This window comes from Citrobacter sp. MGH100 (genome assembly GCF_001034465.1).
Classification (GTDB): domain Bacteria; phylum Pseudomonadota; class Gammaproteobacteria; order Enterobacterales; family Enterobacteriaceae; genus Citrobacter; species Citrobacter youngae.
This window is the reverse complement of record NZ_KQ089800.1, coordinates 1-20,746: the sequence shown is the minus strand read 5'-3', so window position 1 is coordinate 20,746 and position 20,746 is coordinate 1. Positions and strand designations below refer to the sequence as shown.

Annotated in this window: 20 protein-coding genes and 1 rRNA gene; 9 read left to right on the top strand and 12 right to left on the bottom strand. The window is 52.0% G+C overall.

The features are described 5' to 3' along the window. Window positions 1-6: 6 nt before the first annotated feature. The 6 genes from lepA to rseD form a co-directional block, all read right to left on the bottom strand. Window positions 7-1,806 (bottom strand): translation elongation factor 4, encoded by a 1,800-nt coding sequence (lepA, locus tag SK32_RS00095; protein ID WP_005130327.1) that lies wholly within the window; start codon window positions 1,804-1,806, stop codon window positions 7-9. Between the two features lie 270 nt (window positions 1,807-2,076). After that, the gene (rseC, locus tag SK32_RS00090; protein ID WP_048210887.1) at window positions 2,077-2,541 is read right to left on the bottom strand and encodes a SoxR-reducing system protein RseC; all 465 of its coding nucleotides are present in this window, start codon (window positions 2,539-2,541) and stop codon (window positions 2,077-2,079) included. Further along, window positions 2,538-3,494 (bottom strand): sigma-E factor regulatory protein RseB, encoded by a 957-nt coding sequence (gene rseB / locus SK32_RS00085; RefSeq protein WP_048210886.1) that lies wholly within the window; start codon window positions 3,492-3,494, stop codon window positions 2,538-2,540. Before rseB ends, rseC begins: the two co-directional genes overlap by 4 nt. Then, entirely contained in the window at window positions 3,494-4,144 is a 651-nt protein-coding gene (rseA, locus tag SK32_RS00080) for an anti-sigma-E factor RseA (RefSeq protein WP_048210885.1), read from the bottom strand. Before rseA ends, rseB begins: the two co-directional genes overlap by 1 nt. A 31-nt stretch (window positions 4,145-4,175) precedes the next feature. Next, on the bottom strand, window positions 4,176-4,751 hold the full coding sequence (gene rpoE, locus SK32_RS00075; RefSeq protein ID WP_003037573.1) for an RNA polymerase sigma factor RpoE: 576 nt from the start codon (window positions 4,749-4,751) through the stop codon (window positions 4,176-4,178). Continuing rightward, window positions 4,748-4,912, bottom strand: coding sequence for a rpoE leader peptide RseD (rseD, locus tag SK32_RS25870; protein WP_124022090.1), 165 nt, complete (start codon window positions 4,910-4,912; stop codon window positions 4,748-4,750). Before rseD ends, rpoE begins: the two co-directional genes overlap by 4 nt. A gap of 263 nt (window positions 4,913-5,175) precedes the next feature. Between rseD and nadB the strand changes: the two genes are divergently transcribed. Next, window positions 5,176-6,798, top strand: a complete 1,623-nt coding sequence (nadB, locus tag SK32_RS00070) for an L-aspartate oxidase (protein ID WP_048210884.1) — start codon at window positions 5,176-5,178, stop codon at window positions 6,796-6,798. Here the strand turns inward: nadB and trmN are convergent. Continuing rightward, on the bottom strand, window positions 6,783-7,520 hold the full coding sequence (gene trmN / locus SK32_RS00065) for a tRNA(1)(Val) (adenine(37)-N(6))-methyltransferase TrmN (protein ID WP_048210883.1): 738 nt from the start codon (window positions 7,518-7,520) through the stop codon (window positions 6,783-6,785). The genes nadB and trmN overlap by 16 nt on opposite strands. 130 nt (window positions 7,521-7,650) lie before the next feature. On the opposite strand from trmN, the gene srmB reads away from it, so the two are divergent. Then, window positions 7,651-8,979: an ATP-dependent RNA helicase SrmB gene (gene srmB / locus SK32_RS00060; RefSeq protein WP_003037569.1), complete on the top strand. Its 1,329-nt coding sequence runs from the start codon at window positions 7,651-7,653 to the stop codon at window positions 8,977-8,979. 17 nt (window positions 8,980-8,996) lie between these two features. Here the strand turns inward: srmB and SK32_RS00055 are convergent, their stop codons facing one another. After that, window positions 8,997-9,893: a LysR family transcriptional regulator gene (locus SK32_RS00055; protein ID WP_086523413.1), complete on the bottom strand. Its 897-nt coding sequence runs from the start codon at window positions 9,891-9,893 to the stop codon at window positions 8,997-8,999. A 102-nt stretch (window positions 9,894-9,995) separates the two neighbouring features. Here SK32_RS00055 and eamB point away from each other — a divergent pair, with 102 nt between their 5' ends. Further along, window positions 9,996-10,583, top strand: coding sequence for a cysteine/O-acetylserine transporter (gene eamB, locus SK32_RS00050; RefSeq protein WP_048210881.1), 588 nt, complete (start codon window positions 9,996-9,998; stop codon window positions 10,581-10,583). 79 nt (window positions 10,584-10,662) lie between these two features. On the opposite strand, the gene grcA is transcribed toward eamB, so the two are convergent. Next, window positions 10,663-11,046, bottom strand: coding sequence for an autonomous glycyl radical cofactor GrcA (grcA, locus tag SK32_RS00045; RefSeq protein WP_005121223.1), 384 nt, complete (start codon window positions 11,044-11,046; stop codon window positions 10,663-10,665). Window positions 11,047-11,363: 317 nt separating this feature from the next. Here grcA and ung point away from each other — a divergent pair, with 317 nt between their 5' ends. After that, the gene (gene ung, locus SK32_RS00040) at window positions 11,364-12,053 is read left to right on the top strand and encodes a uracil-DNA glycosylase (protein WP_003037561.1); all 690 of its coding nucleotides are present in this window, start codon (window positions 11,364-11,366) and stop codon (window positions 12,051-12,053) included. A 33-nt stretch (window positions 12,054-12,086) separates the two neighbouring features. On the opposite strand, the gene SK32_RS00035 is transcribed toward ung, so the two are convergent. Further along, complete coding sequence (locus SK32_RS00035) at window positions 12,087-13,166, bottom strand: tRNA/rRNA methyltransferase (protein ID WP_048210880.1); 1,080 nt, start codon at window positions 13,164-13,166, stop codon at window positions 12,087-12,089. A gap of 207 nt (window positions 13,167-13,373) precedes the next feature. On the opposite strand from SK32_RS00035, the gene trxC reads away from it, so the two are divergent. The 5 genes from trxC to SK32_RS00010 all read left to right on the top strand — a co-directional run bounded on the left by trxC (window position 13,374) and on the right by SK32_RS00010 (window position 19,096). After that, window positions 13,374-13,793 (top strand): thioredoxin TrxC, encoded by a 420-nt coding sequence (gene trxC / locus SK32_RS00030; RefSeq protein WP_003037559.1) that lies wholly within the window; start codon window positions 13,374-13,376, stop codon window positions 13,791-13,793. Window positions 13,794-13,862: 69 nt separating this feature from the next. Further along, the gene (tapT, locus tag SK32_RS00025) at window positions 13,863-14,561 is read left to right on the top strand and encodes a tRNA-uridine aminocarboxypropyltransferase (protein WP_048210879.1); all 699 of its coding nucleotides are present in this window, start codon (window positions 13,863-13,865) and stop codon (window positions 14,559-14,561) included. Between the two features lie 36 nt (window positions 14,562-14,597). Next, the gene (locus SK32_RS00020) at window positions 14,598-17,258 is read left to right on the top strand and encodes a bifunctional acetate--CoA ligase family protein/GNAT family N-acetyltransferase (protein ID WP_048210878.1); all 2,661 of its coding nucleotides are present in this window, start codon (window positions 14,598-14,600) and stop codon (window positions 17,256-17,258) included. Between the two features lie 114 nt (window positions 17,259-17,372). Further along, the gene (gene pssA / locus SK32_RS00015) at window positions 17,373-18,728 is read left to right on the top strand and encodes a CDP-diacylglycerol--serine O-phosphatidyltransferase (RefSeq protein ID WP_048210877.1); all 1,356 of its coding nucleotides are present in this window, start codon (window positions 17,373-17,375) and stop codon (window positions 18,726-18,728) included. A 44-nt stretch (window positions 18,729-18,772) separates the two neighbouring features. After that, the gene (locus SK32_RS00010) at window positions 18,773-19,096 is read left to right on the top strand and encodes a YfiM family lipoprotein (protein WP_048210876.1); all 324 of its coding nucleotides are present in this window, start codon (window positions 18,773-18,775) and stop codon (window positions 19,094-19,096) included. On the opposite strand, the gene SK32_RS00005 is transcribed toward SK32_RS00010, so the two are convergent. Together SK32_RS00005 and rrf are read right to left on the bottom strand one after the other, a co-directional pair. After that, entirely contained in the window at window positions 19,093-20,391 is a 1,299-nt protein-coding gene (locus tag SK32_RS00005; protein ID WP_048210875.1) for an MFS transporter, read from the bottom strand. The genes SK32_RS00010 and SK32_RS00005 overlap by 4 nt on opposite strands. A 271-nt stretch (window positions 20,392-20,662) precedes the next feature. After that, window positions 20,663-20,746 (bottom strand): 5S ribosomal RNA (rrf, locus tag SK32_RS26630); the annotation flags it as partial.

Genomic DNA, 20,746 nt, shown 5'->3' with positions numbered 1-20,746 from the left:
TTAAGATTATTTGCTGTCTTTACCGACATGCAGAATAGCGAGGAAGGCTTCCTGCGGCAGTTCGACGTTACCGATCTGCTTCATTCGCTTTTTACCCTCTTTCTGTTTTTGCAGCAGCTTTTTCTTACGGCTGATATCGCCACCGTAGCACTTAGCCAGAACGTTTTTACGCAGTTGCTTAACCGTTGAACGCGCAATGATGTGCGTACCAATGGCCGCCTGAATTGCGATATCGAACTGCTGGCGAGGGATCAGATCTTTCATCTTCTCGACCAGTTCACGGCCACGGCTCTGGGAGTTATCGCGGTGGGTAATCAGCGCCAGTGCATCGACGCGTTCGTTGTTGATGAGAACATCAACACGTACCATGTCGGAGGCCTGGAAACGTTTGAAGTTATAATCCAGCGACGCATAGCCGCGAGAAGTCGACTTCAGACGGTCGAAGAAGTCGAGGACCACTTCCGCCATTGGAATTTCATAGGTCAACGCAACCTGGTTACCGTGGTAAACCATGTTGGTCTGTACACCACGCTTCTCGATACACAGCGTAATAACGTTGCCGAGGTATGCCTGCGGCAGCAGCATATGACATTCAGCAATCGGCTCGCGCAGTTCGTAAATGTTATTCAGCGGCGGCAGTTTGGACGGGCTGTCGACGTAGATAGTCTCTTTCGCCGTGGTTTCCACTTCGTACACTACGGTCGGCGCAGTGGTGATCAGATCCAGATCGTATTCACGTTCCAGACGCTCCTGAATGATCTCCATGTGCAGCAGCCCCAGGAAGCCACAGCGGAAGCCGAAGCCCAGCGCGGTAGAACTTTCCGGTTCGTAGAACAGGGAAGCATCGTTGAGGCTCAGCTTACCAAGCGCATCACGGAAGTTTTCGTAGTCGTCGGAGCTGACCGGGAACAGACCCGCATATACCTGCGGCTTCACTTTTTTAAAGCCAGGCAGGGGTTTATCTGCCGGGTTACGAGCCAGCGTCAGGGTATCGCCTACCGGTGCGCCGAGGATGTCTTTAATGGCGCAAACTAACCAACCTACCTCGCCACACTTCAGTTCTGTACGGTCAACCTGTTTCGGCGTAAAGATACCCAGGCGATCTGCGTTGTAGACCTGACCGGTACTCATCACTTTGATTTTGTCGCCTTTACGCATGGTACCGTTTTTAATACGCACCAGCGAGACCACACCGAGATAATTGTCGAACCAGGAGTCGATGATAAGCGCCTGTAACGGGCCTTCCGGGTCGCCTTCTGGTGGCGGAATATCACGCACCAGACGTTCAAGAACGTCGGTCACGCCAACTCCGGTTTTCGCCGAGCAACGGACAGCGTCAGCCGCATCAATACCGACGATATCTTCAATCTCTTCCGCCACACGCTCTGGATCGGCGGCTGGCAGGTCAATTTTGTTCAGTACTGGCACTACTTCCAGATCCATTTCCATGGCGGTATAGCAGTTAGCCAGTGTTTGCGCTTCAACACCCTGCCCGGCATCAACGACCAGCAGTGCGCCTTCACAGGCGGCAAGCGAGCGTGAAACTTCATAAGAGAAGTCAACGTGGCCCGGGGTGTCGATAAAGTTAAGCTGGTAGGTTTCACCATCAGATGCTTTGAAATCGAGCGTCACGCTCTGCGCTTTGATAGTAATACCGCGCTCACGCTCAAGATCCATCGAGTCGAGAACCTGCGCTTCCATTTCACGGTCAGACAGGCCACCGCAGATCTGGATAATACGGTCAGACAGCGTCGATTTACCGTGGTCGATGTGAGCTATGATTGAAAAGTTACGTATGTTCTTCATATAGTGTAATTATTGTGCCTTACGCCTGCCTGGGCAGGCTCTGAGAAGTCGCTGTTCTGAGCTTAACGTCTGTTTTAGTGAAACGCCGCATTCTACACTACATCGCTGAGGCGAGGAAATGTTCATAGAGCAAGGATAGCGGGAACTGGAAACAACTTTGCAAAGTCAGTGAAACTTTTGCCGGATGGCGGCATAAACGCCTTATCCGGCCTACCTTTGCATCTGAGGACGCTGTAGGCCTGATAAGCGCAGCGCCATCAGGCAAAGATATCACTGCGGGGTTTCAACACGAATCAGATCGGGCGGGAGAGCTACGTTGAGAATAACCGGTTGCCAGGCTTCGCGCTCAGCAAGCTTACGGGAATATCCTCGCGCAATCAGGAATCCCCCCACACCGCCCAGTATCGCCCCGCTGAGTGCGGCGATATCGCTGCCAAACAGCACCTGAAACAGCGCAGCAAAAATAAAGAGTCCCGCCAGCGGAGACATATAAACCAGCATCGCCGAGCCTAACAGGCTCCCTTCGGCAATACCCAGTTCAACTTTCTGCCCAGGCGTCAGCGGTTCATCGCTGGGTACCACGATAGTATGCGTTGTTTGCGGCCCCAGTTTGTTCAGCACACGACTGCCGCATCCAGCCCGCGACGCGCAGCTGCTACACGATGCTTTAACATCGCAGCTGACCGTCGCCAGGCCATTTTGCCAGGAGACGACTGTTGCCCATTCTTTAATCATTGCGCGGCCCTGAACTTAATATTATCCGCGATACGCTTTGCCGTTTGCGGCGGGAGCTCGCCCACAATGGTGATTTCGGCATTATCCCGCACGGTAGTACTGACCGTTCGACGTCCGGTACGCAGCAGTTGATCGGCGCTGTTTTGCGACGCGCGGTTCACGTTCACAGAAAAACTGAACAGGCCATCAGAATACAGGCGCGATTCAATCGGCATGTTATCCATTGTCGGCAGCGGGCGTCGACTGCTGGAAACCTCGCTGAAGCCTTGCGGTAACCACGATGGACTCCAGTTGAAGTTCGTTTTCTCCCCCGCAGGAACTGACAGTAACGGCGGAAGGTTTGCTTTCGCCAGCGTCTGCATGCTGTCGCTAACCCCGTTATTGACGGTAAAGGCGATAACGCGGAATTGTTCAAGCGTTTCGCCATCCCGATCGAGGAGATCGACACGCATTGGCAGCTTGGTTTCGGTGTCCATCCAGACGATGTAGCTGTAACGCGTACCGTCACGCGCTACCACGCGGATAACTTCACAGAGTCGGTCGGCAATACGCGTGCGTCCTACCGCGATAAAATCATAGTAGGGTGCAAGACGTTTAAAATCGGTGTAAATCAGGGATGGCAGAGAATCAACAATATAGTCGCCATTCAGCGTGAACGGTTCGAGTCCTGGCTCAAAGTAACTGATTTCATTGCCACGTTGCACCACTTCCCGACGCGGTCCATCCATTTGCAACAACTGTGCAAGAGGGCGGTTGTCCTGGCGGGCATGGCGATAACGTAGGGATTCAACGCCCTGCTTATTGATGCTGACAAATGACAGCTCATAGGTGAGCGACTGGCTGGCCAGATTCATCTGCTGCAACAACGCCCCGGACGCAGGATTGGCCGAGGCGTTTACAGAGAAGAACAGGCTACCAGCCACAAGTGACATGGCAAACCAAAGTTGCTTCATTACTGCGATTGCGTTCCTAAAGTTTGAATTCCTGGCACCTGGACAGCGGCTTGCTGTGTTTGCGCCTGCTCAAACTGAAGCTGTTCGGAGTGCAGTCGACGTTGCAGTTCGTAATCCTGCAACATGGCATTAATACGACGACGCTGCTCCTGTACCTGCTGTTGCTGACCGCCGCTGGCAGTCGCGTCAGAAGGTACACCCAGGCTCACCGGACTGGCTTTACCCATCATCGGTAATGTATTAAATACCGGCGTTTCGGGCTGCTGGGACGTTTCAGATTGTCCATTATAGTGCTGGACGCCAACAATAACTGCAAGTGATACACACGCGGCCACACCCATTTGGGTAAGCTGCGCAGCCCACGGACGCATTTTCTTCCAGAATGGCATTTTTTGCCACTGATGCGGTGCTGGCTGGGCCTCAGGGATCAATGGCACCGCCTGACGTACTAGCTCATCTGCGATAGCAGCCATTACGCGGTCGGAAATATCGAAATGGAGAACGTCGGCGGTATCACCTCGCATGGAATCGCGAATCAGGTGATAACTCTCCCAGGTTTTTTGCATTTCCGGGTCATGAGCCAACTCTTTGAGCAACTCAGTGTCCAGCGTTTCGCCATCCATTAAAGCGGAAAGTTTTTCTTTCTGCATGCCTAATACCTTTTCCAGTATCCCGCTATCGTCAACGCCTGATAAGCGGTTGAACTTTATTATCAATAGCTTCCCTCGCTCGGAAGATACGTGAACGCACCGTACCCACCGGACAATCCATGATAGCGGCTATCTCTTCATAGCTCAGGCCATCCAGCTCCCGCAAGGTTATTGCCATGCGTAAATCTTCCGGGAGGGACTCAATAGTTCGGAAAACTATCTGTCTCAGTTCTTCTGACAACATTAAGTTCTCAGGGTTCGAAATTTCTTTCAGCGCACCGCCACTTTCGTAATTTTCTGCTTCTATCGCATCTATATCACTGGAAGGTGGACGACGCCCCTGAGCGACCAGGTAATTCTTCGCTGTATTGACTGCAATACGATACAGCCAGGTATAAAAAGCACTATCTCCCCGGAACGAGTCCAGCGCACGATAGGCCTTGATAAATGCTTCTTGTACAACATCGGGAACATCGCCCGACGGTACATAGCGGGAAACCAGACTCGCCACTTTATGCTGGTAGCGAACCACCAGTAAGTTAAAGGCTTTCTGATCTCCCTTCTGGACCCGTTCAACCAGGACCTGGTCCGTTAACTGCTCGCTCATCCGAGGTAAAGTCTCCCCAAACCAAATTTCCACGCGCTTTCGAAACGCCACTCCATAAGCTTCACTATGAGCAAGCAAAAGCTTAGAGTGCTCAAGTTTCGTAAAGTTCCGTTACGCATTTGTTTTTGTTTGTCATGTTGTAGACAGGTCTTATCTCTCATTATAAGTCTACATAACCCGATCAACGCACTATCTGTATAGAAATGCCCATTTCACCGCCAGCAGAGTAACCCAACAGCCACTTTATTTCACCTCATAATCTGATGCTAACGGCCTGCTTCACAAAATATTTTTGCTCTTTCACTCATCCACATACCCTTTCCCTGTGTTTAGCCATTGCAACACATTTGAAAATAAAACGTGCAGTATCGCGCAGTATGGTGCTATGGTGAACGAACACTGTTTAGTAAATTAAACAAAAATCATGAATACGACTCCCGAATTATCCTGTGACGTGCTGATCATTGGCAGCGGGGCTGCCGGACTCTCACTGGCGCTACGCCTGGCTGAAAAACATCAGGTCATTGTCCTGAGCAAAGGACCAGTTAGTGAAGGCTCGACATTTTATGCTCAGGGTGGCATCGCCGCTGTTTTCGATGAAACCGACAGCATTGACTCCCACGTTGAAGACACGCTGATTGCAGGGGCCGGTCTTTGCGATCGTCATGCCGTTGAGTTTGTAGCCAGTAACGCCCGCTCGTGTGTCCAGTGGCTAATTGATCAAGGCGTCTTATTTGATACTCAGGTTCAACCCAATGGCGAAGAGAGCTATCATCTGACCCGAGAAGGCGGCCATAGCCATCGACGAATCCTGCATGCGGCAGATGCCACTGGTAAAGAGGTCGAAACCACATTGGTCAGCCAGGCGCAAAGTCATCCGAATATTCGGGTACTGGAGCGCAGTAACGCCGTGGACCTGATTGTCTCTGATAAAATTGGTCTACCGGGGACGCGTCGGGTTGTCGGAGCCTGGATCTGGAATCGTAATAAAGAAGCCGTTGAGACCTGCCATGCGAAGTCGGTAGTGTTGGCCACTGGCGGCGCTTCTAAAGTGTATCAATACACCACCAATCCGGATATTTCTTCGGGCGACGGTATTGCGATGGCCTGGCGCGCAGGATGCCGCGTCGCCAATCTGGAATTTAACCAGTTTCACCCAACCGCGCTGTATCATCCACAGGCGCGCAATTTTCTGCTGACTGAAGCGCTGCGCGGCGAAGGCGCACACCTGAAACGCCCGGATGGCTCACGCTTTATGCCCGACTTTGACAAGCGCGGCGAGCTGGCCCCACGTGATATTGTCGCCCGTGCCATCGACCACGAAATGAAGCGCCTCGGCGCTGACTGTATGTTCCTCGACATCAGCCATAAGCCCGAAGAGTTTGTTCGCCAGCATTTCCCGATGATTTACGAAAAATTGCTGGGACTGGGCATCGATCTGACCAAAGAGCCGGTCCCCATCGTTCCTGCCGCGCACTATACCTGCGGCGGTGTGATGGTTGATGACTTTGGCCGCACTGATGTCGACGGTTTATACGCAATCGGCGAAGTGAGCTATACCGGCCTGCATGGCGCCAATCGCATGGCATCGAACTCGCTGCTGGAGTGTCTGGTGTATGGCTGGTCTGCGGCGGAAGATATTGACCGCAGAATGCCTTATGCCCGCGGGGTTAACTCGCTCCCGGGTTGGGATGAAAGCCGGGTAGAAAACCCGGATGAGTTGGTTGTCATTCAGCATAACTGGCATGAGCTGCGGCTGTTTATGTGGGATTACGTCGGCATCGTGCGCACCACTAAACGTCTGGAGCGCGCCCTGCGCCGTATCACCATGCTGCAACAGGAAATCGACGAGTATTACGCCCATTTCCGTGTGTCGAACAACCTACTGGAGCTGCGCAATCTGGTGCAGGTTGCCGAGCTGATTGTCCGCTGCGCGATGATGCGCAAAGAGAGTCGGGGCTTGCACTACACGCTGGATTATCCAGAACAGCTTCCAGAGGCGGGCCCGTCAATTCTCTCGCCGCTCAGTCATCACATAAACAGATAGAATGCCTGGGTCAACGCCGTATAACCTTCAGAGTAACGCTGGTCTGGCCCACGGATAACCAACCTGTCGCTAAAGCACTCCCCGGCCTGTGGGGAGAATGCCAGCAATACCCGATGCGGTAGACGGGCCTCGGTTTCTGCTACATCTGTGCGCAATCGCAGATGCCAGCCCATGCTAAGCGCCTGCTGAGTAAATGCGTTACCAATCTGCTCCGGTAGCACTACACAAAAAAAGCCTTCTTCCGTAATGCTGTCCGCCACCAGCGTAAGCAGTGCCTGATGATCGAGCGTGGTGGTGTAGCGTGCCTGCTCGCGCTGCGGCGTAGCACATTCAACGCCCTGTTCATAATAGGGTGGATTGCTGATTATCAAATCAAAACGCACGGTCTGGCGCGGTATCCACTGCTGGGCATCTTCCGTATGCACGTTCACACGATGCATCCACGGAGATTGCGCGATGTTCTCCTGCGCCTGCTGCGCGGCGTCGACATCAAGCTCCACGGCGTCAATGATGACGTTTTCATCAGTGCGCTGGGCCAGCATCAGCGCCAGCAGGCCGCTCCCGGTACCAATATCCAGGATCCGCTTTACGCCCGCAACGGGGGCCCAGGCCCCCAATAAAATACCGTCCGTTCCGACTTTCATTGCACAGCGATCGTGTGCCACAAAAAACTGCTTAAAAGTAAATCCATTACGTTTCAGTACGGATGTAGACTGGGGCATGAAGAACAACCTTCCTGGAAAAAAAACGATAACATAGGATAAAAACAATACCTGAGAAGGTATATCCATACAAACAGATGAAGATTGCAGCCGTAACGTCTATAATCAGCGCCCCACTCAGAGGTAGAACATGACTGTAACGACTTTTTCCGAACTTGAACTCGATGAAAGCCTTCTGGATGCCCTCCAGGAAAAAGGTTTCACTCGCCCGACCGCCATTCAGGCTGCCGCCATTCCGCCTGCGCTCGATGGCCGTGATGTACTCGGTTCTGCGCCGACAGGCACCGGTAAAACGGCGGCATATTTGCTGCCAGCGTTGCAGCACCTGCTCGACTTCCCACGCAAGAAATCTGGTCCGCCGCGCATTTTAATCCTGACGCCAACGCGCGAACTGGCGATGCAGGTTGCTGAACACGCCCGTGAGCTGGCGAAAAATACGCATCTGGATATCGCGACCATTACCGGCGGCGTGGCTTACATGAACCACATGGAAGTCTTTAGCGAAAACCAGGACATCGTGGTTGCCACCACGGGTCGTCTGCTGCAATACATTAAAGAAGAAAACTTCGACTGCCATGCGGTTGAGACGCTAATTCTCGATGAAGCAGACCGTATGCTGGACATGGGCTTTGCCCAGGACATCGAACATATCGCCGGTGAAACCCGCTGGCGTAAGCAAACGATGCTGTTCTCCGCCACCCTGGAAGGCGATGCGATCAAAGATTTTGCCGAGCGTCTGCTGGAAGATCCTGTCGAAGTCTCGGCAGATCCGTCCACCCGCGAACGCAAGAAGATCCATCAGTTTTACTACCGTGCCGATGATATCGAGCACAAAACTGCCCTGCTGATCCATCTGTTAAAACAGCCGGAAGCGACCCGCTCAATTGTCTTTGTACGCAAACGCGAACGTGTGCACGAGCTGGCTGGCTGGCTGCGCCAGGCAGGCATTAATAACTGCTATCTCGAAGGCGAGATGGTGCAGAACAAACGTAACGAAGCGATCAAACGCCTGACCGATGGTCGCGTGAACGTGCTGGTAGCCACCGACGTTGCCGCTCGCGGGATCGATATTCCTGACGTCAGCCATGTGTTTAACTTCGACATGCCGCGCAGTGGCGATGCCTATCTGCACCGCATTGGTCGTACCGGTCGTGCCGGGCGTAAAGGTACTGCGATCTCTTTGGTTGAAGCGCACGACCATCTGCTTCTCGGCAAAGCGAGCCGCTATATTGACGAGCCGCTGAAAGCACGCGTCATCGACGAACTGCGTCCAACCACGCGCGCGCCAAGTGAGAAATCCAACGGTAAGCCATCCAAGAAAGTGCTGGCGAAGCGCGCCGAGAAAAAAGCGAAAGAGAAAGAGAAGCCGCGGGTGAAAAAACGTCACCGCGACGCCAAAAATATCGGCAAACGTCGTAAGCCGAGCGGAGCTGCTACCCAGCAGTCCGACAAAGAGTAAACCGAATGCCGGGCCGTTTAGCCCGGCATTTTTTCATGCGCAGCAAAGCTCTCTGTAATGCATTCCATAAAAACCCGTATCGCCGGGCTAACGACTTTTCCGGCATGATGTGCGCACAATGCGGTAATCAATTCAGGCTTTTCACTGAACGGCAACTCGATTAATTCTCCTGAGTGTAATTCCTTCTCAACGGTAAACCGCGGTAAAAAACTGACACCAAGATTCGCAGAGACACACTGCTTGATGCTTTCGATACTCCATAGCTCAATAGTATTTTCCAGCGTTATCTGCCGCTTACGCAGCAGACTTTCAAAACGCTGTCTAAAAATACATTGCGGTTCATTAATGATAAAACTGCAGAGAATATGCTGATTATGCTGAGTGAAATCAACATCCTGAAGAGCCGGAGAGGCGACCAGCGCCAGTGACTGTTCACCCAGTGACAGCATCTCAAGCGCCTCATCATTCCCAACCCGATAAAACACCCCCAGATCAACCTCATCGTCCAGCAGGGCATCACGAATGACATAACAATTGAGCGACTGTAGGGACAACCGAACATTGGGAGCGCGTTGTTTAAAGCGCTGTAAAACCTGCGGCATTTTATAGGCCAGTAACGTTTCTCCGGTTGCGACGCGGAGATCGCCGCTCGGCTGCGCATCCTGATGTGCTGACTGTCGGATCGATGCCATCACACGCGTCAGGTCATGTATATGCGGCATCAGCCGTTTGCCCTCACTGGTGAGACACATCCGCCGGCCAATTTTTTCGAATAGCTGTACTGAGAGTTCTTGTTCAAGCTGTTGAATATGAAACGTTACGGTTGATTGCGTACAGCAAAGCTTTTGTGAAGCCCGAAGGAATGAGCCCTCTTCCACTACCGTTTTTAACGTAATAAACCGACGTAAATCCATCCTCACCAACCTATCGAAATTATCGAATTCAAAATGCAAAAACATTCATTTTTTTAAATCTTATATCTCGGGTACTGTCTGCTAAAACAGAGGAGATAACAAGTGACACCCATGCTTTTAAGTGCATTCTGGACCTATACACTGATTACTGCGCTAACACCCGGCCCGAATAATATCCTCGCGCTGAGTGCGGCGACATCACATGGCCTACGTCAAAGCACGCGTGTTCTGGCCGGAATGAGTCTGGGCTTTTTAATCGTCATGCTGCTGTGCGCCGGGATCTCGTTTTCGCTGGCCGTCCTGGATCCGGCTATTATTCATTGGCTGAGTTGGGCAGGGGCAGCCTACATTTTATGGCTGGCGCTGAAAATCGCCACCAGCCCAGCCTCAAACGATAGGCTGCAGGCGGAACCGATTAGCTTTTGGGCGAGTTTTGGTTTGCAGTTTGTGAACGTCAAAATCATTTTGTACGGCATTACCGCGTTATCCACATTTGTATTGCCATATACACAGGACGCGCACTGGTTGATTGGAGTGAGTATTCTGCTGGCGCTCATCGGCACCTTCGGGAATGCCTGTTGGGCGCTGGCGGGCCATCTTTTTCAGCGCATCTTTCGCCGTTACGGTCGGCAGTTGAATATCATTCTGGCATTACTGTTGGTGTATTGTGCGGTGAGGATTTTTTACTAACGGATACAAAAAAGCGGAAGACGCACTGGCGTCTTCCGCTTGTAGATTCTCTGCTGAGCGGGGTTATTCCCCCCGAGCCTTACAGGCTCTCAGTAAAGGTACGAGCAATAACGTCGCGCTGCTGCTCTGGGGTCAGAGAGTTGAAACGCACTGCATAACCAGAAACACGGATGGTCAGCTGCGGATATTTTTCCGGGTGCTTAACTGCATCTTCCAGTGTTTCACGACGCAAAACGTTAACGTTCAGGTGCTGACCACCTTCTACACGAACTTCTGGCTGTACATCTACCGGTACTTCACGGTATTCGATTTCGCCCAGTTTGCTGACGGCAACGACGTCATCAGCATTGAAACCTGCTTTCGCAACGATGCAGCGTGCTTCGCCTTTTTCGCTGTCCAGCAGCCAGAAAGAGTTCAGCAGGTCGTCGTTTGCAGCTTTAGTAATCTGGATACCTGTAATCATGTTGATGCCTCCCCGGCAAAATTATTTGATTTCGGTTGGCCTCATCCGGCCAATTGGTAAAACCATTGTTGCTTGAGTGTATATATACCCCTCACACACCCTTGAATCTTTGATTTAAATCAACAAAAACCACACATGAAAAGTGGTGATAGGTGGATTTTATTGTTTTACATCAACTTACGCCATGTACACAGCTAAACTTTTTACATAAATTTTCAACTATCTTTAAGAGGTAGCGCTTTGAGAAACGTACAGAATTTTGCGACGTCGACAGAAGCAGTTAAGCTAGGAGGATTGAAAATTCGCAGGAGAGCGAGATGGCCACCGAATTAACCTGGCACGATGTGCTGGCTGAAGAAAAACAGCAGCCTTATTTTGTTAACACACTGCATACTGTTGCCGGCGAGCGTCAGTCAGGAATGACAATCTATCCACCGCAAAAAGATGTGTTTAACGCGTTTCGTTTTACCGAGCTTGGTGACGTGAAAGTTGTCATCCTGGGTCAGGATCCTTACCACGGTCCAGGCCAGGCACACGGTCTCGCCTTCTCTGTACGCCCTGGTATCGCCACTCCGCCGTCACTACTGAACATGTATAAAGAGCTGGAAGCCACCATCCCGGGATTTACCCGTCCGACACATGGATACCTGGAAAGCTGGGCACGCCAGGGCGTATTGTTACTCAACACCGTTCTCACCGTTCGGGCGGGTCAGGCGCATTCGCATGCCAGTCTGGGATGGGAAACGTTTACTGATAAAGTCATCAGCCTGATTAACCAACATCGGGAAGGTGTGGTTTTCCTGCTCTGGGGTTCACATGCTCAGAAGAAAGGCGCGATTATTGATGCGCAGCGTCACCATGTGTTGAAAGCGCCACACCCATCACCGCTCTCTGCACATCGCGGTTTCTTTGGCTGCAATCACTTTGTACTGGCTAATGAATGGCTGGAACAACGAGGTGAAAAACCGATTGACTGGATGCCGGTATTACCCGCAGAAAGCGAGTAAAAAAATGCCAGCGATTCGCTGGCATTTTTATTATCAGGCTTTGTTCTGACGCCACCACTCCGCGAGCAGCACGCCGGTCGCAACAGAAACGTTAAGCGTTTCTACGTTGCCGGTACCGTCAATCGCCACGCACAAATCGTCGGCTGAGCATGCCGCTTCCGGCAGAGCTTCACGCTCACGCCCTAATACCAGCACCATTTTTTCCGGCAGCGTGGTCGTAAACAGCGGTTTACCTTTCACGCTTGAGGTCATCACTATCGTGTAACCCGCGTTACGGAAATCGTCCAGCACGTCGACAATACTGTCACCGGTAATCGGCTGAACGTGCTCAGCCCCCCCTTCAGCGGTACGGATAGCCGCACCCGATTCCAGCAGCGCCGCATCCTGCACCACCACGCCTTTCACACCGAAGTGTGCGCAGCTACGCATCATACCGCCCAGGTTATGCGGGTTGGCGATATCTTCCAGCGCCAGTACGCAATCCTGCGCACCCGCCTGACCAACCCACTGCTTAACGGTGGTACCGTTACGTTTTTTAATCAGGAAACAGACACCACCGTGGTGTTCAGTGCCGGAGGCCTTCGCCAGTTCGGCTTCGTCAACCACGTGGTAGGCTTTGCGGTTTGCCGCCATCCAGCGTAATGCTTCTTTAAAGCGCGGGGTGACGCTCTGAACAAACCAGGCGCGGACGATAGCGTCCGGACGACTCTGGAACAGAGCCTGACAGGCATTCTCACCGTAAACGCGAGTTTCTTCCGCGCGCTGGCGACGTAATACTTCCGGATCAATAAAGCTTTTGCCGCTGATACCGCCGTGATCGGCTTTTTCCGCTGCGTCATCACTCGGGGCGCGGGACACGGTACGCCATGGCGAATCTTCACGTTTACGATCGCGTTCAACATCGCGGTCACGACCACGTTCACGGCCTCGTTCGCTGTTCGGACCCTTTCTGTCATCACGGGCAGGGCGACGACCGCCTTCGGCTCGGGAAGTACCGGGGCGACCGCCGCCTTTACCAGTACGTGGATTTTGGGTGCGTTTATCCGAGTCATCGTCACTGCGGACGTACATCACTTTGACCTTGCCGTTTTTGTTCTTCAGTTCGTCGCTCATGTTTTTCTCCACCTGCTCTGCGCGAAGCGCGCAGATTACCCGATGTGCACGTCGTTAGCCATTATTTCATTTAAAAGCTAAGGACTATTGTACTCATTGAATAAAACGCATTGTTGTTTAGAACAGACTCCCCGATAATATGTAACATAATAGAAACATACTGGCGTTACTGCCGTGAAGTCCACTCCACTCATCCAGAGGTTAGTTATGAATACCGTTTGTACCAGCTGCCAGGCTATCAACCGCATCCCCGACGATCGTGTCCAGGAAGCGGCTAAATGCGGACGCTGTGGTCACGACCTGTTTGATGGGGAGGTGATCAATGCGACCGGTGAAACACTGGATAAACTGTTAAAAGACGATCTCCCGGTGGTGGTTGATTTTTGGGCCCCCTGGTGTGGTCCATGTCGTAACTTCGCCCCGATTTTTGAAGATGTCGCGGAAGAACGTAGCGGTAAAGTACGTTTTGTTAAAGTGAATACGGAAGCCGAACGTGAGCTCAGCGCCCGCTTCGGTATCCGCAGCATCCCGACCATCATGATCTTCAGAAAAGGTGAAATCGTCGACATGCTTAATGGCGCCGTACCTAAGGCTCCGTTTGATAGCTGGCTTAACGAATCATTATAAACTCTGCGGGGCACATCTTGTGCCCCGTTTTGTCCTCTGAGACAATAGCATTTTTCAACGTGCTTCCCGATGACCAATAACGCCGTTCTCCAGTTACGTGCCGAGCGTCTTGCGCGCGCCACGCGCCCTTTTCTTGCCCGAGGTAATCGCATCCGTCGCTGTCAGCGCTGCCTGCTGCCGCTGAAACTGTGCCTGTGTGAAACGCTGACGCCAACTCAGGCGAAAAGCCGTTTTTGCCTGGTGATGTTTGATACCGAACCGATGAAGCCCAGCAATACCGGGCGTTTAATTGCCGATATCCTGCCCGAAACAACGGCTTTTCAGTGGTCACGCACCGAGCCACCGCAGGCGCTGCTTGAACTGGTGAAAAATCCGGATTATCAGCCGATGGTCGTATTCCCGGCATCTTATGCCGACGAGGGGCGTGAGGTCATTTTCACACCACCAGCCGGTAAACCACCGCTATTCATTATGCTTGATGGCACCTGGCCAGAAGCACGCAAAATGTTCCGCAAAAGCCCGTACCTTGATAACCTGCCGGTGATCTCCGTCGATTTATCACGCCTCTCCGCTTATCATCTGCGCGAAGTCCATGCCGAGGGGCAATATTGCACTGCCGAAGTGGCAATTGCTTTACTGGATCTGGCAGGTGATACGCAGGCAGCCGAAGGATTAGGTGAGCACTTCACGCGCTTTAAAACACGCTACCTGGCAGGAAAAACTCAACATCAGGGAAGCGTCACAGCAGACTCAACAGAAAGCGTTTAAAATCATTCGGTCACTGGAGTCATTAAGGAAGCCGATATGAGTCAACGTGGTCTGGAAGCGCTACTGCGACCGAAATCCATTGCCGTGATTGGGGCGTCAATGAAGCCCAATCGAGCAGGATACCTGATGATGCGTAACCTGCTGGCAGGAGGGTTCAACGGCCCCGTTTTACCAGTGACCCCCGCCTGGAAAGCGGTGTTGGGCGTACTGGCGTGGCCCAATATCAACAGCCTGCCTTTTAGCCCCGATCTCGCTGTGTTGTGCACCAATGCCAGCCGTAACCTGGCATTACTCGAAGCGCTTGGCGAGAAAGGCTGTAAAACCTGCATTATTCTCTCAGCTCCCTCGGCGCAGCACGCGGAGCTGCTGGCCTGTGCATCACGCTACAACATACGTCTTCTGGGTCCCAACAGCCTGGGACTTCTCGCACCCTGGCAAGGACTTAACGCCAGCTTTTCCCCCGTCCCAATTAAGCGCGGCAAGCTGGCTTTCATCTCTCAATCCGCCGCCGTGTCCAATACCATACTTGACTGGGCACAGCAGAGAGAAATGGGCTTTTCTTACTTTATCGCGCTGGGTGATAGCCTGGATATCGACGTTGATGAGTTGCTGGATTACCTGGCACGCGACAGTAAAACCAGCGCGATATTGCTGTATCTCGAACATTTAAGTGATGCCCGGCGCTTTGTTTCCGCCGCCCGTAGCGCCTCGCGCAATAAACCTATTCTGGTGATTAAAAGCGGTCGCAGCCCTGCAGCGCAGCGTTTACTGCATACCAGTGCCGGAATGGACCCGGCCTGGGATGCGGCGATTCAACGCGCTGGTTTATTGCGCGTTCAGGACACTCATGAGCTTTTCTCGGCAGTCGAAACCCTGAGCCACATGCGTCCGCTACGTGGCGACAGGCTGATGATCATCAGCAATGGGGCCGCTCCCGCGGCGCTGGCATTAGATGAACTGTGGTCGCGAAACGGTAAGCTGGCCGCGCTGAGTGAAGAATCCTGCCAGAAATTACGCGATGCCCTACCTGCTCACGTGGATATCGCCAACCCACTGGATCTGCGTGATGATGCCAGCAGCGAACATTACGTCAAGACACTGGATATTTTACTCGCCAGTCAGGATTTCGACGCACTGATGGTGATTCACTCACCCAGCGCAGCCGCCCCCGGAACCGAAAGCGCGCAGGTGTTGATCGAAGCGGTAAAGCGCCATCCGCGCGGCAAGTTCGTCTCGTTGCTGACCAACTGGTGCGGCGAGTTTTCATCCCAGGAAGCCCGCAGGCTGTTTAGTGAAGCCGGATTACCCACCTATCGTACGCCGGAAGGTACCATTACGGCCTTCATGCATATGGTCGAATATCGGCGTAACCAGAAGCAACTGCGAGAAACACCAGCCCTACCCGATAGCCTGACCACTAACACCGCCGAAGCGCATAGTCTGTTACAGCAGGCGATTGCTGAGGGAGCGACATCGCTGGATACCCATGAAGTGCAGCCGATTTTACACGCCTATGGCTTACACACACTGCCGACATGGATCGCCAGCGACAGTGCAGAAGCCGTACACATCGCAGAACAAATCGGTTACCCAGTAGCACTGAAGCTGCGTTCTCCTGATATCCCGCATAAATCGGAAGTTCAGGGGGTAATGCTCTATCTGCGTACGGCAACAGAGGTGCAGCAGGCAGCCAATGCGATTTTTGATCGGGTAAAAATGGCCTGGCCGCAGGCGCGCATTCACGGTTTATTAGTACAAAGTATGGCAAATCGCGCTGGCGCTCAGGAACTGCGCGTCGTCGTTGAACACGACCCGGTATTTGGCCCGTTGATTATGCTGGGCGAAGGCGGGGTTGAGTGGCGTCCAGACGAGCAAGCCGTGGTGGCATTGCCGCCATTGAACATGAATCTGGCGCGTTATCTGGTGATCCAGGGGATCAAAAACAAAAAGATCCGCGCTCGCAGCGCACTACGGCCCTTAGATATTGCAGGTTTAAGCCAACTGTTGGTCCAGGTCTCCAACCTGATCGTCGATTGTCCGGAAATTCAGCGCTTGGATATCCATCCTCTACTGGCCTCTGCTGGGGAATTTACTGCACTGGACGTCACACTGGATATTGCCCCTTTCACGGGCGATAACGAAAGCAGGCTGGCGGTACGCCCTTATCCCCATCAGCTTGAAGAATGGGTGGAGTTGAAAAATGGCGATCGCTGCCTGTTCCGTCCCATTTTGCCGGAGGACGAGCCTCATCTGCAGCAGTTCATATCTCAGGTAACGAAAGAAGATCTTTATTATCGCTATTTCAGTGAGATAAACGAATTTACCCACGAAGATTTAGCCAATATGACACAGATCGACTACGATCGGGAAATGGCCTTTGTGGCAGTACGCTGTAAAGATAATCAGCAAGAGATCCTCGGCGTAACGAGGGCAATCTCGGATCCTGATAACGTTGACGCCGAGTTTGCCGTGCTGGTTCGTTCTGACCTCAAAGGGCTGGGCTTAGGTCGTCGGTTGATGGAAAAGTTGATTGCATACACCCGAGATCACGGACTTAGACGTTTAAATGGTATTACGATGCCAAACAATCGGGGGATGGTCGCCCTGGCCCGAAAACTCGGGTTTGATGTCGATGTCCAGCTCGAAGAGGGAATTGTTGGGCTAACGCTGAATCTGGCCCAATATGAGGAATCGTGAGTAAGGTACTGGAAATGTTGACCACATTAATGGGTACTGGTGGTATCATTGCCCGCTTATGTCGTCTGCAAAGCACAGAGGACCCTTCAATGAACAGAGAAGAAATGCACTGTGATGTTGTCAAAATTTAAGCGTAATAAACATCAACAACACCTTGCCCAACTACCTAAGATTTCTCAGTCAGTTGATGATGTAGATTTCTTTTATGCTCCCGCAAATTTCAGGGAGACTCTGCTGGAGAAAATAGCCAGCGCGACGCGACGGATCTGCATTATTGCGCTGTACCTGGAACAGGATGACGGCGGTAAAGGCATACTCGACGCGCTCTATGCGGCAAAGCGGCAGCGTCCTGAACTGGATATCCGGGTGCTTGTCGACTGGCATCGAGCCCAGCGTGGACGCATTGGTGTTGCGGCATCCAATACCAACGCTGACTGGTATTGCCGCATGGCGCAAGAAAATCCTGGTATCGATATCCCTGTCTACGGCGTGCCAATTAACACCCGTGAAGCGCTTGGTGTTCTGCATTTTAAAGGCTTTATCATTGATGATAGCGTCCTGTATAGCGGGGCCAGTCTGAACGATGTTTACTTACACCAACATGATAAATACCGCTATGACCGCTATCAGCTGATTCGCAACGCGAAGATGGCCGATATCATGTACGATTGGGTTACGCAGAACCTGATGAATGGGCGCGGCGTTAATCGTCTCGATGATATCCATCGTCCTAAAAGCCCGGAAATTAAAAATGATATCCGCCTGTACCGTCAGGAATTGCGCGATGCATCCTTCCATTTTCAGGGTGATGCGGATAACGAACAGCTTTCGGTCACGCCGCTGGTTGGGCTCGGAAAATCCAGTCTGTTAAATAAGACTATTTTCCACCTCATGCCCTGCGCGGAGCACAAACTCACCATTTGTACGCCTTATTTCAACCTACCAGCCATCCTGGTGCGCAATATCATTCAACTACTGCGTGAAGGGAAAAAGGTCGAAATCATTGTCGGTGATAAAACCGCCAACGACTTCTTCATTCCGGAAGATGAGCCATTCAAGATCATCGGTGCGCTGCCTTATCTGTATGAAATAAATCTGCGCCGTTTCCTGAGCAGACTGCAGTATTACGTGAATACCGACCAGTTGGTCGTGCGCTTATGGAAAGATGATGACAACACCTATCATCTGAAAGGCATGTGGGTTGATGATAAATGGATGCTGCTTACCGGCAATAATCTTAACCCCCGCGCCTGGCGGCTGGATTTGGAAAACGCCATTCTTATCCATGATCCCCAGCAGGAACTGACTCCTCAGCGTGATAAAGAGCTGGAGCTTATCCGCACGCACACCACCGTCGTGAAACACTATCGCGACCTGCAGAGCATTGCCGACTATCCAGTCAAAGTACGTAAGCTCATCCGTCGATTACGCCGTATTCGAATCGACAGATTAATCAGCCGTATTCTGTAATCAAGACCCCGTCCAGCGACGGGGTTTTTCCTATGGAGGCAACGATGCGTCTGTGTATTCTTGCCAGTGTTTTGCTTCTTTCCGGTTGTAGCCACATGGCTAACGACAGCTGGAGTGGGCAAGACAAAGCTCAACACTTTATCGCCTCGGCCATGCTTGCCGCAGCGGGGAACGAGTATGCACAGCATCAGGGAAACAATCGCGATCGTAGCGCAGCTATCGGTTTGATGTTCTCAGTCAGCCTGGGTGCATCAAAAGAGCTGTGGGATAGCCGCCCCGCTGGGAGCGGCTGGAGCTGGAAAGACTTTGCCTGGGATGTGGCGGGCGCATCAACCGGCTATACCGTTTGGCAACTGGCACACCATTAGAGGCGTAAACCTTTTCCCTTACTGTGTAACATCAGCGAAACCAGGAATGCGACCACCGCCATCACGGTGACATACCAGAAGAATGATGTCTCCATGCCGACAGACTTCAGGGATAACGCAACATATTCGGCTGAACCACCAAACAAAGCATTAGCCACCGCATAAGATAACCCAACCCCCAGAGCACGCACCTGCGCCGGGAACATTTCGGCCTTCAGAATACCGCTAATTGACGTATAGAAACTCACGATCAACAAGGCACACATCACCAGAGCAAACGCCATGTAAGGAGACGTCACGCTTTGCAACGCGGTCAAAATGGGAACAGTAAAAATCGCGGCTAACGCGCCAAAACACAGCATTGAAGTCCGTCGGCCTATTTTATCTGACAACGCACCGAACAGCGGTTGCACCAGCATAAACACGCACAATGCAGCTGTCATAATGCCGCTGGCCACGTTGGCATGCATACCAGCCGTATTAACCAGATATTTCTGCATGTAGGTCGTGAACGTATAAAAACACAGCGAGCCAGCAGCGGTGAATCCCAGTACCATAAGAAAGGCTCTGCGGTTACGCCACAGCCCTTTCAGAGAACCCGCTTCTTTCAACGCACGGACATCCTGTTTTGATGTTTCATCCAGTTGACGACGCAACCACAATGCCACAATAGCTAACACAGCACCCAGCGCAAACGGAATACGCCAGCCCCACGCTCTTAGCGCCGAGTCTTCTAACGTTTGCTGTAATATGACCACAACCAGCAATGCCAGTAACTGCCCGCCGATTAACGTCACATACTGGAATGAGGCATAAAAACCTTTCTTACCTTCAACGGCTACTTCACTCATATAGGTAGCGCTGGTTCCGTATTCCCCACCAACAGATAACCCCTGGAATAATCTGGCCAGCAGTAATAGCGCGGGAGCCCAGGTGCCGATGGTTTCATATCCCGGAAGACAAGCGATCACCAACGATCCCATGCACATCATACAAACAGACAACAGCATAGACTTTTTACGCCCGTGTTTATCCGCAATACGACCAAAAAGCCATCCCCCGATTGGCCGCATCAGAAAGCCTGCAGCAAAAACGCCGGCAGTTTGTAAGAGTTGCGTGGTGGTGTTTCCAGATGGAAAAAAGATATGAGCAAAGTAGAGAGAGCAGAAAGAGTAAATATAGAAATCAAACCATTCAACCAGATTCCCTGACGATGCACCAACAATTGCCCATATACGACGACGGGTGTCGCCATCTGCCAGCGCCCCGTTCTCAGTTACACTGCTATCAGCCATTAGAATTGTACCCCTGCCAGGATCTTATGAATCTATCAATGACGTTTCATGTCTGTTTTAGTAAATCAAATGTTATATAATTGTTATAATTTATTATGAGAGATAGATCACGATTTTAATTAGCAGGAAAAGGATTAAGAAATGTTCGAAGGAAGAGAACCAGGTTGACTGTCAGAATTGCCTGATGCGCTGCGCTTAATCCGGCAATGTGCACCCCGCACAGACGCAAAAAAGCCCATCCGTCAGGATGGGCTTCTTCGCTTTAATTAATGCCTGGCAGTTCCCTACTCTCGCATGGGGAGACCCCACACTACCATCGGCGCTACGGCGTTTCACTTCTGAGTTCGGCATGGGG